This window comes from Mycobacterium sp. NGS67, assembly GCF_059812185.1.
On the sequence record NZ_JCALCF010000020.1, the window covers coordinates 1 to 15808 of the forward strand.

The window sequence follows — 15808 nt, forward strand, 5'->3', positions numbered from 1 at the left end:
AAAATCCCCTTGGAGCGTCCGCTCCCGGGTGATTTTGCGTCTGCTCGCCCGGGAGCGCCCGGTCAGGAGCCCGCGCTGTTCGCCCGGGAGCGAGCCCGGTCAGGCGCCCAGCGCCGAGGCGAAGGTTTCCGTCATCGCGGCCCAGTGCCGATCGGCGGCGGCCTCGTCATAGGGCGCGTTGTCCGGCACTGCGAACCCGTGCCCGGCCCGATACCACTCGATGGTGTGCCGCACGCCCGCGGCCGTCAGCGCCTTGCCGAGCTGCTCGGCCTGGTCGGCGGTGAACGACGGGTCGTTCTTGGCGCCGCCCACGTAGACGACGGCGTTCATCCGGTCGGCCAGCAGATGCGGGCTGTGCTCGTTGTCGGTGACCAGGCCGCCCCCGTGGAAGGATGCAGCCGCGGCCACCCGGTCCGGGAGACGGCCGGCCAGCAGCACCGAGATGCGGCCGCCCATGCAGTAGCCGCACACGCCGAAGCGGTCACCGGCGACCTCGGGGCGGCCGGCCAGGTAGTCGAAGTAGGCGTCGGCGTCCCGGGTGATCCGGTCAGGGGTCAGGGTGCCGATCATGAACATGATCCGGGCCCGCTCCTTGGCATCACCGAACGCGCTTGCCATGTCGAAAGGCGCCCAGTCGCCCTCGCGGTAGTACACGTCGGGAAGCAGCACCGCATAACCGAATCCGGCGAGCTTGGCGGCCATCTCGTCGAACGTGGTGCGAACACCGCCGGCGTCGGGGAACATCACCACACCCGGCCAGGGACCGGTGCCGTCGGGAGTGAAGAATTTCACTTTGGGGGTGCCGTCGGGGGTGGTGACGGTGTCGGTGATCTCAGGCATGGTCTCCGTTCTACTCCTGCGATCGCCGCGGGATTTTTTGGGCGTCGACCCGCCGCGCCCGGCTTCGCCGCGCTTGCGATCGCCGCGGGTTTTTTTGCGTCGACGCGCCGCGCCCGGCTTCGCCGCGCTTGCGATCGCCGCTAAGCTGACGGCGTGCCGATCGCGACGCCCTACGAGGATCTGTTGCGTCTGGTGCTAGCAACGGGGACGCCGAAATCCGACCGCACCGGCACCGGAACACGCAGCCTGTTCGGCCAGCAGCTCAGGTATGACCTGTCGGCCGGGTTCCCGCTGCTCACCACCAAAAGAGTGCATTTCAAGTCGGTGGTGTACGAGTTGCTGTGGTTCCTACGCGGCGAATCCAACATCGGCTGGTTGCATGAGCACGGCGTCACCATCTGGGACGAATGGGCAAGTGACACAGGAGAACTCGGTCCCATCTACGGCGTGCAGTGGCGCTCCTGGCCGACTCCGGACGGGGCGCACATCGACCAGATCAGTGCGGCGCTGAACTTGCTGCGCACCGACCCGGACTCGCGTCGCATCATCGTCTCGGCCTGGAACGTCAGCGACATCCCGCAGATGGCGCTCCCGCCCTGCCACGCGTTCTTCCAGTTCTACGTCGCCGACGGCAGATTGAGTTGCCAGCTCTACCAGCGCAGCGCCGACCTGTTCCTCGGCGTGCCGTTCAATATCGCCAGCTACGCGCTGCTCACCCACATGATGGCGGCGCAGGCCGGTCTGCAGGTCGGGGAGTTCGTCTGGACCGGCGGCGACTGTCACATCTACGACAACCACATCGAGCAGGTCGAGCTGCAACTCACCCGCGACCCCCGTCCGTATCCGAAATTGGCTCTGCAGCATAGGGATTCGATTTTCGACTACCGCTACGAGGACGTCCTCGTAGAGAACTATGACCCGCATCCCGCGATCAAAGCCCCCGTGGCTGTATGACGCGCACGAGTCTGGTGTGGGCTCAGTCGACATCCGGCATCATCGGCCGCGGCGGCGACATCCCGTGGCAGCTGCCTGAGGACCTGGCCCGGTTCAGGCAGCTGACCCTGGGACACACGGTGGTGATGGGCCGGCGAACATGGGACTCGCTGCCGGCTCACGTGCGTCCGTTGCCAGGTCGTCGCAACGTGGTGCTGTCTCGCCGATCGGACTTCACCGCCGACGGCGCGCAGGTCGTCGGCTCCTTGGAGCAGGCGCTGACCGCGGACGACACCTGGATAATCGGCGGAGCGGAGATCTACGCGCTGGCGCTGCCGCTGGCCGACCGCTGCGAAGTCACCGAAGTGGACATCGAACTGCCGCGCGACGACGAAGACGCGCTGGCCCCCCTGCTCGACGAGGCGTGGGTGGGTACAACGGGGGAGTGGCAGGTCAGCCGCCTGGGGCTGCGGTACCGGTTTCACAGCTACGCTCGGGCTTAATCCGGTCGCATCCCTCCCGCGGTGCACGTTGAGCAATTGAAGGGGGAATTCAACAGTGGTAAATGAACCCGCAAAAGCGTTTACTCGCAAATTCTGGGGCTACGAAACGAACGCGGTCGACGCCCATATCGAGGCGTTGACCACCAGGCAGGAGCTGCTGCGCGCCGACGTCGAGAACCTGCGGGCACGGTTGACTCAATCCGGCGACGAAGTCGCCGCGCTGCGCAAAGAGGTTGCGCTGCTCATCGAGACTTCTGACTCACCACACGCTGTGCAGCAGCGGATGGCCCAGATGCTGCGACGCACGGTCGACGAGGTGTCGCAGATGCGGGCCGAGGCGCAGTCCGAGGCGGAGGCACTGATCGTGGCGGCCCGCGAGGAAGCCGAGGCTGAGCGGCGCAAGCACGAGGAGTTGGTGGCGGGCATGGTCGCCCGGCAACAGGAGATGGAAGCCGAGTACGGCGACACCAAGCAGCGACTCGACGCCGAACTGGCCGGCATGCGCGCCGAGGCGCGATCGGAGATCGACGAGGCCTGGCGGGACAGCAATCGGGAACGTGAGCAGCTGCTCGCCGACGCCAAGCTGGAGGCCGATCACTACCGCGAGCAGGCGCGGCGGGCGGTGGACGAAGCGACCCGGCAACGGATCGAGGTGCTCGAGCAACTGATGGGCGTCTACCGCGACCTGCAACCTGTTCCGGCCGCTCTCGAAGCCGCAAAGAATGCGGCGGAGTCCGGTTCCGAGTCGAACGGCCGGATGCCGTCGGCCCAGAAAGTCGGCACCGGTTAAGCCCGCGGCGATCTCGCGGCCGACTGTCGCCGACCGGTAGTCTCGGCGCCGTGCCGGTCCGGACCCCCAGGTTGACCGCTGCGCAGGCCCGGCGGATCGCCGTTGCGGCGCAAGGATTCAGCGAGCCGCCGCCACGCGGAAACATCACGCGCGCACACCTACGACGGCTGATTTCCCGGATCCAGGTACTGCAGCTGGACTCGGTGTCGGTTGCCGTGCGAGCCCACTATGCACCCGTCTTCAGCAGACTCGGACCCTATGACCGCGACGTGCTGGACCGTGCCGCATGGGGACCGGCCAAAGGGCGGTTGCTCGTCGAATACTGGGCGCACGAAGCGGCGCTGATGGCCGTCGACGACTGGCCACTGCTGCGCTGGCGAATGCGTCAGTGGCGGCACGGCCGGTGGGGCAGTCACATCGTCAAAGCCAACCCCCAACTCGCCGAGGACATCGTGGCCGCCGTCACCGAACTCGGTCCCAGCAGCGCCGGGCAGATCGAGGCGCATCTACAAGCGGAGCCGCGCGGTCCGCGAGGCCCCTGGTGGGGGCGCAGCGACACCAAGTGGGTAGCCGAGGGGTTGTTCGCCGCCGGGGTGCTCACCACGGCCACCCGGGTCGGCTTCGCGCGTCACTACGACCTGGTCGAACGAGTGCTGCCGCGCGACGTGCTGGCGCGTCAGGTCGACGACGACCACGCCATCCGCGAGCTCACGCTGCGCGCGGCAACCGCGCTGGGCGTGGGCACCGAAGCCGACATCCGCGACTACTTCCGACTGGCCGCCGGGCAGGTCAAGCCGGCGATTGCCGACCTGTTGGGCACCGGTGAGATCGAACGCGTGGAAGTCGACGGCTGGACTGCGCCTGGCTACCTGCGGGCAAATACCGTGCCGCGCAGCGACCGCGGCACCGCCTTGCTGTGTCCGTTCGACCCGCTGATCTTTTTCCGGCCGCGGGTCGAGCGGATCTTCGGCTTCCACTACCGCATCGAGATCTACACCCCGGCCGCCAAGCGTCAATACGGCTACTACGTGTGGCCGCTGCTGCTGGACGGCAACTTGGTGGCGCGGGTTGACCTCAAAGCCGACCGCGCGGCGGACACGCTGCGGGTGGTGGGCGCATTCGGTGAGCCCGACATCGAGCGGCCAAGGGTTGCCGCGGCACTCGCCGCTGAGTTGCAGTCGATGGCGTCCTGGCTGGGATTGGGCGGGGTGAGCGTGGCCGCGCGGGGTGACCTCGCTGGAGAGCTGCGTCGGGCCGCTTGACATGGTTTCGATGTCCTACTACGCCACCGCATCGGGTGCTGCCCCGCCAGGTGACTGCCCTTCCAGTTCGGGCTTCGCGTCGGTCAGGGCGGCGAGTGCGTCGCTGAGCATCCGCTGAATCCCCGAATTGATTCCACCGCAAGCCGTTTCGATCTTGATAGCGCTTTTCTGGATCGAGCTGGCAGTCTTCTTCACTTCGTCGAGCTTTTCCAGCTGCGCGATGGCTTCGGTGATTTTTTCCTCGGCCGTGGCGATTTGGTGTGCGCCCCTGCGGGTGGCCGCCGCGACCGCGGCCGTCCGCAACAACATGACGACTGTGCGTACCAGGCCCGGGTCATCTGACCCGGGATCGAACGCGAGCACGATGCGGCGTGCGCTGAGCACCCGGATGGACTGTCCGCCGTTCTGCTCGGTGGTTCGGACCAGACCGAGCGCCGCCCCGGCAAGGCGGTTGCGCTCGGCCTCGTCGAAGTACTCCGACCAACTCGCGCGGGCCGAGTCTGTCATTTCGATCACCACGCGCGCCGCACCACCATCGATAGTCAGCACCGCGTCGCCCTTCTTCGATCGCGGCACAGAGCCGACGAGGGCGCGAGTGTCCGTGAACTCGTCGCCGAGGCCCACGGCAATCTCCGACAACACGGCGTTAACTTGGTTCTCGAAGGCGCCACCCTTGATCGGAGTGACTTTGGCGAGACTGGCGCGGGCTTCCTGAACCTTCAACGCGGTCATGAGTTCCTCGACCTTCTTGACGACGTCGGCGTGGTTCTTGTCGATCTGCTCGGTCAGCCGCTCCTGGCGCGCACCGAGATCGGCGGCATGTTTCGCCATCGGCGACGTCGGATCGCTTGGGTCGAACTGCTTGGCCGCCTTAGCCAGTAGCTCGCTGGTGCCGGCTTTGACCTTGGCGTCCAGGTCGGTGCCGAACTTGTCGAGGACGGGCTGAAGGCGGTCCAGGAGCTCCGGGCTTTCGCCGCCAAAGATGCGGCGGACCTCCGCGTTGAGGTCCTGCTTCGCTGCCGCGACCGATTCGGTGAACTCCTTGCGGCTGGCGGCGTCGGCTTCGGTAATCGCTTTCTTCGCGTCCGCGGCAGCTTTCCCGACGACTTCGGACGCCGACTTGACCACGCGCTCGGTGGCCGCGGCGGCCTTGCTGGTTGAGTCGGCCGCTTTCTCGCCAACGTCCTTGAGCATCTGCTCCAGCACGCGCGACTCCTGCGCCTGGCCGGTGACGGACAAGGCGTGCGCGCCGATCTTGATGGCCTCGACGGTGAACGCCGAGAGGTCCGCGGCAATCAGGGCGTCGGGATCGTCGACTACGGGTCCGCGCTCACCGTTGGTCCAGCGCTGTGCCTCGCGCGCAACGTCCTTGTCCCGCACGGTGACTCGTTCGATTTCGAGGGCGGTAAGGGCTTCGTCAAAGTGAGCTTGGGGTGTGTCGTTGGGCATGGGTTTCTCCGGAGATCGGGCCGCCGCGGGGTGCGGAAGCATCGTCCGAAGAATCTGCCAGTCGACAAATCCCTGCAACAGTATCTACTGATAAGGGGGGTTATCGGCATCCACAATTGGTCTAAGCCCAGCAGGCGTCTAGTTTGAGGGGAGCCGGAAGGAGGCCCTGTGACAACGCTGACGCTGCAAGACATCGCTGACCTCGCCAAAGTACAGCGGCCAGTGGTCAGCATGTGGCGAACGCGTCCAATGGTGCGCGGCGTGTCGATGCCGTTTCCGGCACCGGTAGCGACCACCAACGGCGTTCCGCACTTCCGCCTGGACGATGTGATGGATTGGCTGACCCGGACTGGCCGCGGCAACAATTCCGAGCACCTCTACGACGCGCCTGCGATTGCTGCGCCGGACGATGCCGGACTCGAGGACGTGGTCACGCTGCTGTGCTGGCACGTGCTCACTGGACAGGAGCTAACCGGTACGCCGGCCGCTGAGTTGGTGCGCTCGGCCGTCGAGTTCGATCCGAAGGACAGTCTGCTGGCCACAGAGGTTCGTGAGCTGCGCGTGTCTGAAGGCGTACTCGCCTACGTCGATGATCTGGTGGAAGCGTCACACGGCCCGGCCGACGCACTAGAGCGCGTCGAGACCGGGTGTCTCAAGCGTCGCGAACAATTGCGCGGACTCACCGACGACGCGGTGCAACTATTGCGATGCATTGTTGAAGCTGCTGTTGTTCACCTTGAGGATGATCGGGTGGTGTTGCGCGCCGACGGTTCGTTGATGGCGCTCGATGTGGCCGAGGTCTGCGGGATCGATGTGGTTTCGGCTGATCGCGCACTCCGGCGGCGCGCAGTCATTCGTGGTATCCACGTCCGGGAAACGGTTGTGTCCAAATGTGTTTCGACCATGTCTCTGGTTGGTCTGGATATTGCGGACGCTCTTGATGCTGTTGAGGATGCTGTACTTGAGTTGCCCAAGGGGAATGTCGCGATTGTCGTCGGCTCCGCGGCTGCGTTGTCCGACAAGCTCGCCGGGCCATTGCAGAACACCCGCGCGCAAGCACTTCGTGTGCGCAATCTTGTTGCCGCGGTACGGCTCCCGCGCGGACTGTGGCGGGAGGCGCACCGACAGAGCCTCGCCGTTTGGGTCTGCCGCGGTGGCGCTCAGGCGCACCAGCTATGGGTTGCCGATCTCGGCGCCATCGACCAGATCGAGTTGACCGATGTTGCCGCCGATGTCGCCGGCGCATTGGCACAGACGGAGGACCGCGCGTTCCGTTACGCCCGCCGCATCGAGCTGGCGAGCGTGTTGGCCGGGGCTGCAGTTGTGCCCAAGGGAGTGCGGGCAGTGCGGCTACGCGGGCACGACGAAGCAGAACACGTGGAGCGAGTGCACCGCGCAACGTTGACGACGATGACGCCGCTGGTGCCGCTGGATGTGTTGGTCACCCCGGCCCCCGGGCGGATTCACCTGGCGCACCGTTCCCTGCATGAGCTCCAATCCGCCAACCGGCTGGTCCTCAAACGAGGGCGGCGCATCGAGGTCGGTCACGGGTCAGCGGACGGAACGGTGCGGGTGCTGCCGGAGGACGTGGTGGGGAAGCTTGCGCTCGATCCCCTTGACGCCGAGGCGAAATACCCCCGTGCGACGCGGACTGAGCCGGGTGACGTGATCTTCCTGGAGAAGCCGCGGCCGAGGGCGTGGGTGGACCGAGTGGGTGGTGCGTTGGTAGCCAGCCCCGCCCGGATCATCCGGTTGGCCGAAACGGCTGAGGTCGGCCCGCTGGTGCTCGCGACCATCATCAACGAAACGGCTTGCCCCGGAAGTGAATGGCAGACCTGGTCGGTGCCGTTGCTGCCGCGTGCTGAAGCCGAGCGTCTCGAGGCTGCGCTTGCCGACGCCGACGAATACGAACATCAAGCGAGCCGCCGGGTTGAAGCTGCACGCGAACTCAAGACGGCGCTGATCAACGGTGTCGCCGCCGGTGCCCTGACTCTCGACGTGGAACACAGTGCACCCGGTTTACCGGGCGCTGGGAAATAGGAAGGAGGCACACGATGCCGCCCCGGAAGAAGCAGGAACCGCAAGCACCGTCGACTATGAAAGAGCTCAAGGACACGCTCTGGAAGGCTGCGGACAAACTGCGCGGGTCGTTGTCAGCGAGCCAGTACAAAGACGTGATCCTTGGCCTGGTGTTCCTGAAATACGTTTCGGACGCATTCGACGAGCGACGCGAGTCAATTCGCGCGGAGCTCGCCGCAGACGGCATGGACGACGATCAGATCGAAGAACTGATTGACGATCCCGAGGAGTACCACGGCTACAACGTGTTCGTGGTTCCCCCGGTCGGGCGATGGAACTTCTTGGCGGAGAACGCCAAAGGCAAGCCTGCCGTCGACGGCGAACCCGGCAAGAACATCGGCCAGCTCATCGACGAGGCGATGGACGCCGTGATGAAGGCAAACCCGACGTTGAACGGCACGCTGCCACGGCTATACAACCGCGACAACATCGACCAGCGCCGACTGGGCGAGCTGATCGACCTGTTCAACAGCGCACGGTTCAGCCGCCAGGGGGAACACAAGGCCCGTGACCTGATGGGGGAGGTGTACGAGTACTTCCTCGGCAATTTCGCTCGCGCGGAAGGCAAGCGGGGCGGGGAGTTCTTCACCCCACCGAGCGTTGTGAAGGTGATCGTCGAGGTGCTGGAGCCCACCAAGGGACGAGTGTATGACCCGTGCTGCGGATCGGGCGGCATGTTCGTGCAAACCGAGAAGTTCATCGCCGACCACAACGGCGATGCGAAAGACATTGCCATCTATGGCCAGGAGAGCATCGAGGAAACCTGGCGGATGGCCAAGATGAACTTGGCCATCCACGGCATCGACCACAGCGGACTCAGCAGCCGGTGGGGAGACACGTTCGCGCGTGACCAGCATGCCGACGTGCAGATGGACTACGTCATGGCCAATCCGCCCTTCAACATCAAGGACTGGGCACGCAACGAGGAAGACCCACGATGGCGGTTCGGGGTGCCGCCGGCCAACAACGCCAACTACGCCTGGATTCAGCACATCCTCTTCAAGTTGAAGCCCGGCGGCAAGGCCGGAGTGGTGATGGCGAACGGTTCGATGTCGTCGAACTCCAACGGAGAGGGCGTCATTCGTGCGCAGATCGTGGAAGCGGACCTCGTTTCGTGCATGGTCGCGCTGCCAACCCAGCTGTTCCGCAGTACGGGAATCCCAGTCTGCCTATGGTTCTTTGCCAAGGACAAGACGGCGGGCAAGCAGGGCTCGATCGATCGTTCCGGGCAGGTGCTATTCATCGATGCCCGCGAGCTGGGTTTCATGGTGGATCGGGCCGAGCGAGCGCTGAGTGACGACGAGATTGTGCGGATCGGGGACACCTACCACTCTTGGCGTGGGTCTGCTTCCGCCGCTGCGAAAGGCCTTACCTACGAGAATATTCCTGGGTTCTGTAAGTCGTCGACTTTGGCGGAGATCAAGGCAGCCGACTATGCGCTGACGCCTGGACGGTATGTCGGTGCGGCGGAGGTGGCGGATGACGGTGAACCAATCGACGAGAAGATCGTGCGGCTAAAGACGGAACTTCTTGCCGCGTTTGACGAGTCGGCAAGGTTGGAGAAGGTAGTTCGGAAGCAGTTGGAGCGGATCGGTGGGTGAATGGCAGGAAACAACCCTAGGCCAGATCTGTGTGGAAACAGGTGGTCATATCCAGACTGGGCCATTCGGATCTCAGCTCCACGCTAGTGACTATGTGGCTAACGGGACACCCAGCGTGATGCCACAGAACATCGGCGACAACCGGATCGACGCCACTGGCATTGCGATGGTGTCGGACCGCGATATTGCACGGCTGCAACGATACGTCCTCCGCGACGGTGACATTGTGTATTCGCGACGAGGCGACGTTGAACGGCGTGCGCTAGTTCGTGAGGAGAATGACGGTTGGTTGTGTGGCACGGGTTGTCTCCGCATTCGATTCGGTGACAAAGGTCTGCACGATTCTCGGTATATCTCGTACGCGTTGGGTCTACCCGACATCCGTGCCTGGATCAGGCGTCACGCTGTTGGGGCGACAATGTTGAATCTCAACACGGGGATTCTAAGTGCCGTGCCGCTGTCCGTGCCATGCTTTGCTAAACAGGTTGCGATCGCCGACGTACTCGGTGCTCTCGACGACAAGATCGCCGCAAACGAGCGAGTTGTAAATGGTGTTCGAGATTTTCTTGCCACGATGTTCGATGCGCTCGCGATCGATCACGAGCCGAATGCTGGGTCAGAGGCGATGCTGTTGGGTGACCTCGTAGAACTCAACCCGCGCGAGGCGGCGGAACGCGAAACTTACGTCTACTTGGAAATGAAGAACCTGCCTGATGCCGCGATGACGGTGTCGAAATGGTCATACAGAGAGAGTAAGGGCGGAGCCCGCTTCAGAAACGGCGACACTTTGCTGGCTCGAATCACGCCATGCCTGGAGAATGGTAAGACAGGATTCATCGATTTCCTTGAACCAGGGGAGATCGGTCTGGGATCGACGGAGTTCATCGTGATGCGGCCGCGCGACGGGATCCCGCGTATGCTGCCGTATTTCCTGGCCAAGAGTCGGCAATTTCGTGACTACGCGATTAAGCGCATGGTCGGAACGTCTGGCCGGCAACGGCTGCCCGCGGTCGACGTCGGCAACTTCATCGTGCCCCGGCCAGAGCAGCGTGCTATAGCGACCTTTGCCGAACTTTCCGAACCGATGATGCGTCGGGTTCGAGCTTGTGTCGTTGAGTCTGGCCATCTCGCCCGTGTCCGCGACGAACTCCTTCCCCTTCTGATGTCGGGCAAGCTCCACGTGAAGGACGCCGAGGCTGCCGCTTCGGAGGTGTTGTGATGCTTCAGGACGAAGATCCCGATAGTCAGGTCCGCTTTACTGCGATACACGCCGACAGGTCTCTAGTCCCAGACTGGTATACGGAGTTGCTCGATGCCGTGGTCGGACAGGTTCAGGCGGGCCGTCAGCGCGCGATCACTGCGGCCAATCAGGAGTTAGTCGAGACGTATTGGCAGGTCGGCAGGGAAATCCTGGCTCGGCAGGATGCCGAGGGGTGGGGTGCTCGCGTCATCGACCGGCTGGCCTCTGACCTGAAAGAACGTTTCCCGGACGCCAAAGGATTCTCGCCACGCAACCTCAAGTACATGCGTGGCTTCGCTGCTGCATGGCCGGACTGGTCAATTGTGCAACGCAACGTTGCACAATTGCCGTGGCGTCATCAGATCGCTCTACTAGAGAAACTTGATGGCTATGACCTGCGGCTATGGTACGCGAAGGCTGCCATCAACCAAGGCTGGAGCCGGGACGTCCTCGTCCACCACATCGACACGCAGCTACACCAACGAGCCGGCCGAGCCGTCACCAACTTCGCCGACACACTGCCGCGCGCCGACTCCGATCTGGCCCAGCAGGCCACCCGCGACCCGTACCTCTTCGACTTCGTCGGCGTTGCCGACATTCGGCGCGAACGCGATCTTGAGCAGGCGCTGACCGACCACGTCGAAAAGTTCCTACTGGAACTCGGGCAGGGATTCGCGTTCGTGGGCCGTCAGGTCCACTTGGAAATCGGCGACGCCGACTTCTACGCCGATCTGCTGTTCTACCACCTGACGCTGCGGTGCTTCGTCGTGATCGAGCTCAAGGTCGGCGACTTCGACCCGAGCTACCTAGGCCAACTCGGGATGTACATGTCGGCGGTCGATGACTTGCTGCGTCACCCTAAGGACAAGCCGACCATCGGCCTGGTGCTGTGCAAGACGAAGAACAACATCGTCGCTGAATACGCGCTGCGCGGATACATAGCGCCGATCGGTGTCGCGGAATGGAAAACCGCGATCACCGCGAGTCTCCCTCCAGAACTCGAAACAAGCCTTCCCACAGTCGAAGAGCTCGAAGCCGAGCTAGACGACGGAAGAGATAAGGAACGGCCATGACCGAATTCAGCGAGGCCGCCTGGGAACATAAGGTGCTCGACGAACTGGCCGACCATGAGTGGATCGCAATGTCCGGCAGCGAGATTGCCCCCGGCGCCGAAGGCGGCCGCGAAGCCTGGTCGGACCTCGTGCTGCCGGATCGCATGCTGGCTAAGATGCGCGAACTGAACCTCGATGTACCCGGCAAATATCTGGACCAGGCGCGGGCAGAGATCATTGCCCCCCGATCCCAGGACGCCATCACCGAGAACTTCCGGCTGCACCGCTACCTCGTCGAGGGCTACCGCGGAATCACCTACATCGACTCCGACGGCATTGAGCAGAACCCCACGATAAGGCTCGTCAGCCACCGGCCCGAGGAGAATGAATTCCTTGCCGTCCAACAGGTTACGATCCGCGCCACCGAGAAGAGCCGCCGTTTCGACGTTGTGGCGTATCTCAACGGGATGCCCATCGCAATCTTCGAGCTCAAACAGGCCGGTGCGCAACACGCTGACATCGCCGCAGCTCACGTTCAGCTCCAAACCTACCTGCGTGAGTTCCCGATGGCGTTCCGATTCGCTGTGCTCACCGTAATCAGCGACGGCATCAATGCCCGCTACGGCACACCTTTCACCCCCTTAGAGCATTTCGCGCCGTGGAACGTTGACGACGACGGCAAGGTCATCGAGGTTGGGAAGTCTGTCGCCGATGCGGACGTGCCGATCGAGTTGGAGACCCTGATCGACGGCCTGTTCAACACCGAACGCTTCCTGCAGCTGCTCCGGAACTTTACTGCGTTTGACGAAGACGACGGCTTGACCAAGCGAATTGCCAAGCCGCATCAGTATTTCGCCGTCACCAAGGCGGCTGGTCAGACGGTGCAAGCGGCCGAGACCAACGGCAAAGCCGGCGTGGTCTGGCATACCCAGGGCTCGGGCAAGTCGATGGAAATGGAGCTCTACGCGCACCTGGTTGCCCAGTACCCCAAACTGAAGAACCCGACCATCGTCGTTGTCACGGACCGCACCGACCTCGACTCCCAGCTCTATGAAACATTCAATCGCTCAGCGCTTCTCGCCGAATCGCCGGTCAAGGTGACCAAGCGATCGGAGCTGCGCGAAGAGCTGACGAACCGCACCACCGGCGGCATCTATTTCACCACCTTGCAAAAGTTCGGTCTCACCAAGGCCGAACGTGCTGCCGGCGCTGACCACCCACTGCTGACTGACAGACGCAACATCATCGTCATCGTCGATGAAGCGCACCGCAGTCACTACGACAACATCGACGGCTATGCCCGTCACATTCGCGACGCGCTGCCCAACGCGGTGTTCATCGCATTCACCGGCACCCCGATTTCGGAAGTCGACCGCAATACCCGCGAGGTCTTCGGCCCGACCATCGACACCTACGACCTGACTCGTGCGGTATCCGACAACGCAACGGTGCCGGTGTATTTCGAGCCGCGTTTGGCCAAAGTTGGTTGGGCCGACGGCTTCAACGAGGGCACCTTGGACGCGGCCGCCAAGGAGGCGACTCTCGGACTCGACGACGTCGAACGTGCACAGATCGAAAAGTCAGTCGCCGTCATCAACGCAATCTACGGGGCACCGGAGCGCCTGGCGAAGCTGGCAGAAGACATCATCACGCACTGGAAGGCGCGCTCCGAAGCGATTCAGCCGTTCATCGATTGCACAGGCAAGGCGTTCATCGTTGGTGCGACACGGGAGATCTGCGCACGACTCTACGAGCAGATCATCAAGCTCCGCCCGGACTGGCATCACGAGTCCGTCGACAAGGGCGTCATCAAAGTCGTCTACTCGGGTTCTGCGCACGATTCGGAGCTGATCGCGAAACACGTCCGCAGAGAAGCCCAAAACAAGACCATTCAGAAGCGGCTACGCGACCCTGACGACGAACTGCAGATCGTCATCGTCAAAGACATGATGCTGACCGGGTTCGACGCGCCGCCATTGCACACCCTGTATCTGGACCGGCCCCTCAAAGGCGCGCTCCTAATGCAGACGCTTGCCCGGGTTAATCGGACGTATCGCGGCAAGCCGTCGGGATTGCTGGTCGCCTATGCGCCACTGGTCGACAACCTCGCGGCGGCCTTGGCCGAATACACCGACACCGACCGCGCCGAAAAGCCACTCGGCAAGGACATCGAAGCCGCAGTTGTCGAGACCCGCAAACTCATTGCGAGGCTGGACGACCTGTGTGTTGGTTATGACTGGCGGTCCAAAGTGGGACTGTTGGGCTGGTTGAAGGCGGCCATCGGCCTAGCCGCCTACCTACGCGCGCCGAGCGCCACCGGCGATCAGGATCAGCCGACGCTCGGCGATCAGTTCCGGGGACTGTCAAACCACCTGGCGCGGGCATGGTCGCTGTGCGCCGGCAACGAGACTCTGAGTGAGTTGCGGCAGACCGTGAAGTTTTATGAACAAGTCCGGGTGGTGATGGGCAAGTTCGACGCCCAGCAGCGGCAGGCCGAAGGCAAGCCGATCCCGGAGGAAATCAAACGACTGCTCTCGGCGCTGGTCGATGCATCGACCGCCGGCGGCGAGATCATCGACCTCTATAGGGCTGCGGGACTGGACAAGCCGTCGCTTTCCGACCTGACGCCTGAATTCGAGGTCAAAGCCAAGAATTCGGAGAGCCCGCACCTTGCCATTGAAGCGTTGCGGGCTCTGCTCACCAAGGAGATGGGCGCCGCGACCAAGAACAATCTGGTCCGGCAGCGTGACTTCTCCGACCGGGTCTCGGAGTTGATGCGCAAATACACCAACCAGCAGCTCACCTCCGCAGAGGTCATCGCCGAACTCATCGCGATGGCTAATGAAGTTGCGGCCGAAGGGGACCGGGGCAAGCGTTTCACTCCTCCGCTGTCCCATGACGAACTCGCGTTCTACGACGCCGTTGCGGACAATGAATCCGCCGTTGAAATCCAGGGGGAGGAGGTCCTGGCGCAGATTGCCCGAGAACTGGTGACGGTGATGCAGCGTGACACAAAAACCGACTGGACTGTGCGGGATGACGTGCGAGCTAAACTGCGATCGTCGATCAAGCGGCTGCTGGTCAAATACAAGTACCCGCCGGACAAGCAACCCGCGGCGATCAAAATTGTCATTGAGCAGATGGAATCGTTGGCACCGCATTACGCCCAACAGGCCGCAGACAATCACCGCGTGTGATGCGCAACCATTACGAGCTCTTCGACTTCGCCCAGTTAAGGTGAGCGCCGTGGCCGAGACGGCGCCGCTGCGCGTGCAACTGATCGCAAGGACCGAGTTCCTGGCGCCGCCGGACGTGCCCTGGACGACCGACGGCCCTGATGTTCAAGGCGGGTCCGCCCTGGTCGAGTTCGCCGGCCGGGCCTGCTATCAGAGCTGGTCCAAACCCAATCCCCGGACCGCGACCAACACCGGCTACATCAAGCACATCATCGACGTCGGTCATTTTTCGGTGCTCGAGCACGCGAGCGTCTCGTTCTACATCACCGGAATCTCACGGTCCTGCACCCACGAATTGATCCGGCACCGGCACTTCTCCTACTCGCAGCTGTCCCAGCGTTACGTGCCGGAGACCGAGTCGCAGGTCGTGATCCCGCCGGGCATGGAGGACGATCCCGAGCTGGCCGAGATACTGCTCGCCGCTGCCGACGCCAGCCGCGCCACCTATACAGAGCTGCTGGCCAAGTTGGAAGCCAAGTTCGCAACCGACCAGCCCAACGAGAAAATGGGGGTCTTGCGGCGCAAACAGGCCCGCCAGGCCGCCCGGGCCGTCCTCCCGAACGCCACCGAGACCCGGATCGTGGTGACCGGCAACTACCGGGCCTGGCGGCACTTCATCGCCATGCGGGCCAGCGAGCACGCCGACGTCGAGATCCGGCGACTGGCCATCGCGTGCCTACGTCAGCTCACCGATGTCGCCCCGGCGGTGTTCGCCGACTTCGAGGTGTCGACTTTGGCCGACGGCAGCGAGGTCGCGACCAGCCCGTTAGCGACCGAAGCCTAACTGCCAAAGCCCTTGCCGCAGCCAGGTAATCTAAGGAAC

Annotated in this window: 12 protein-coding genes; 10 read left to right on the forward strand and 2 right to left on the reverse strand. The window is 63.5% G+C overall.

Annotation, left to right across the window (positions count from 1 at the left end; translation table 11 throughout):
• Positions 1–99: 99 nt before the first annotated feature.
• On the reverse strand, positions 100–840 hold the full coding sequence (locus AC5Y4D_RS18345; protein WP_500037824.1) for a dienelactone hydrolase family protein: 741 nt from the start codon (positions 838–840) through the stop codon (positions 100–102).
• Between the two features lie 153 nt (positions 841–993).
• Here AC5Y4D_RS18345 and AC5Y4D_RS18350 point away from each other — a divergent pair, with 153 nt between their 5' ends.
• Genes AC5Y4D_RS18350 through AC5Y4D_RS18365 form a run of 4 tightly spaced genes read left to right on the forward strand, consistent with a single transcriptional unit; the run spans position 994 to position 4328 of the window.
• Positions 994–1794, forward strand: a complete 801-nt coding sequence (locus AC5Y4D_RS18350) for a thymidylate synthase (protein WP_500037825.1) — start codon at positions 994–996, stop codon at positions 1792–1794.
• Positions 1791–2276, forward strand: a complete 486-nt coding sequence (locus AC5Y4D_RS18355; protein ID WP_499942298.1) for a dihydrofolate reductase — start codon at positions 1791–1793, stop codon at positions 2274–2276. The genes AC5Y4D_RS18350 and AC5Y4D_RS18355 overlap by 4 nt, the downstream gene beginning before the upstream one ends.
• Positions 2277–2331: 55 nt before the next feature.
• Positions 2332–3066 (forward strand): cell division protein DivIVA, encoded by a 735-nt coding sequence (locus tag AC5Y4D_RS18360; protein WP_500037826.1) that lies wholly within the window; start codon positions 2332–2334, stop codon positions 3064–3066.
• A 23-nt stretch (positions 3067–3089) separates the two neighbouring features.
• On the forward strand, positions 3090–4328 hold the full coding sequence (locus AC5Y4D_RS18365) for a winged helix-turn-helix domain-containing protein (protein WP_500037914.1): 1239 nt from the start codon (positions 3090–3092) through the stop codon (positions 4326–4328).
• An 18-nt stretch (positions 4329–4346) separates the two neighbouring features.
• Here the strand turns inward: AC5Y4D_RS18365 and AC5Y4D_RS18370 are convergent, their stop codons facing one another.
• Positions 4347–5777: a Fis family transcriptional regulator gene (locus AC5Y4D_RS18370; RefSeq protein WP_500037827.1), complete on the reverse strand. Its 1431-nt coding sequence runs from the start codon at positions 5775–5777 to the stop codon at positions 4347–4349.
• 168 nt (positions 5778–5945) lie between these two features.
• On the opposite strand from AC5Y4D_RS18370, the gene AC5Y4D_RS18375 reads away from it, so the two are divergent.
• The 6 genes from AC5Y4D_RS18375 (at position 5946) to thyX (ending at position 15769) form a co-directional block, all read left to right on the forward strand.
• The gene (locus AC5Y4D_RS18375; protein ID WP_500037828.1) at positions 5946–7817 is read left to right on the forward strand and encodes a hypothetical protein; all 1872 of its coding nucleotides are present in this window, start codon (positions 5946–5948) and stop codon (positions 7815–7817) included.
• Between the two features lie 14 nt (positions 7818–7831).
• Complete coding sequence (locus tag AC5Y4D_RS18380; protein WP_500037829.1) at positions 7832–9457, forward strand: class I SAM-dependent DNA methyltransferase; 1626 nt, start codon at positions 7832–7834, stop codon at positions 9455–9457.
• A gap of 118 nt (positions 9458–9575) precedes the next feature.
• Positions 9576–10676 (forward strand): restriction endonuclease subunit S, encoded by a 1101-nt coding sequence (locus AC5Y4D_RS18385; protein WP_500037830.1) that lies wholly within the window; start codon positions 9576–9578, stop codon positions 10674–10676.
• Positions 10676–11770 carry a PDDEXK nuclease domain-containing protein gene (locus AC5Y4D_RS18390; RefSeq protein WP_500037831.1) on the forward strand — a complete coding sequence of 365 codons (1095 nt, stop codon included), beginning with the start codon at positions 10676–10678 and terminating at the stop codon, positions 11768–11770. The genes AC5Y4D_RS18385 and AC5Y4D_RS18390 overlap by 1 nt, the downstream gene beginning before the upstream one ends.
• Positions 11767–14946, forward strand: coding sequence for a type I restriction endonuclease subunit R (locus AC5Y4D_RS18395; RefSeq protein ID WP_500037832.1), 3180 nt, complete (start codon positions 11767–11769; stop codon positions 14944–14946). The genes AC5Y4D_RS18390 and AC5Y4D_RS18395 overlap by 4 nt, the downstream gene beginning before the upstream one ends.
• Before the next feature lie 49 nt (positions 14947–14995).
• Positions 14996–15769: an FAD-dependent thymidylate synthase gene (thyX, locus tag AC5Y4D_RS18400; RefSeq protein ID WP_500037833.1), complete on the forward strand. Its 774-nt coding sequence runs from the start codon at positions 14996–14998 to the stop codon at positions 15767–15769.
• The last annotated feature ends 39 nt before the right edge of the window (positions 15770–15808 follow it).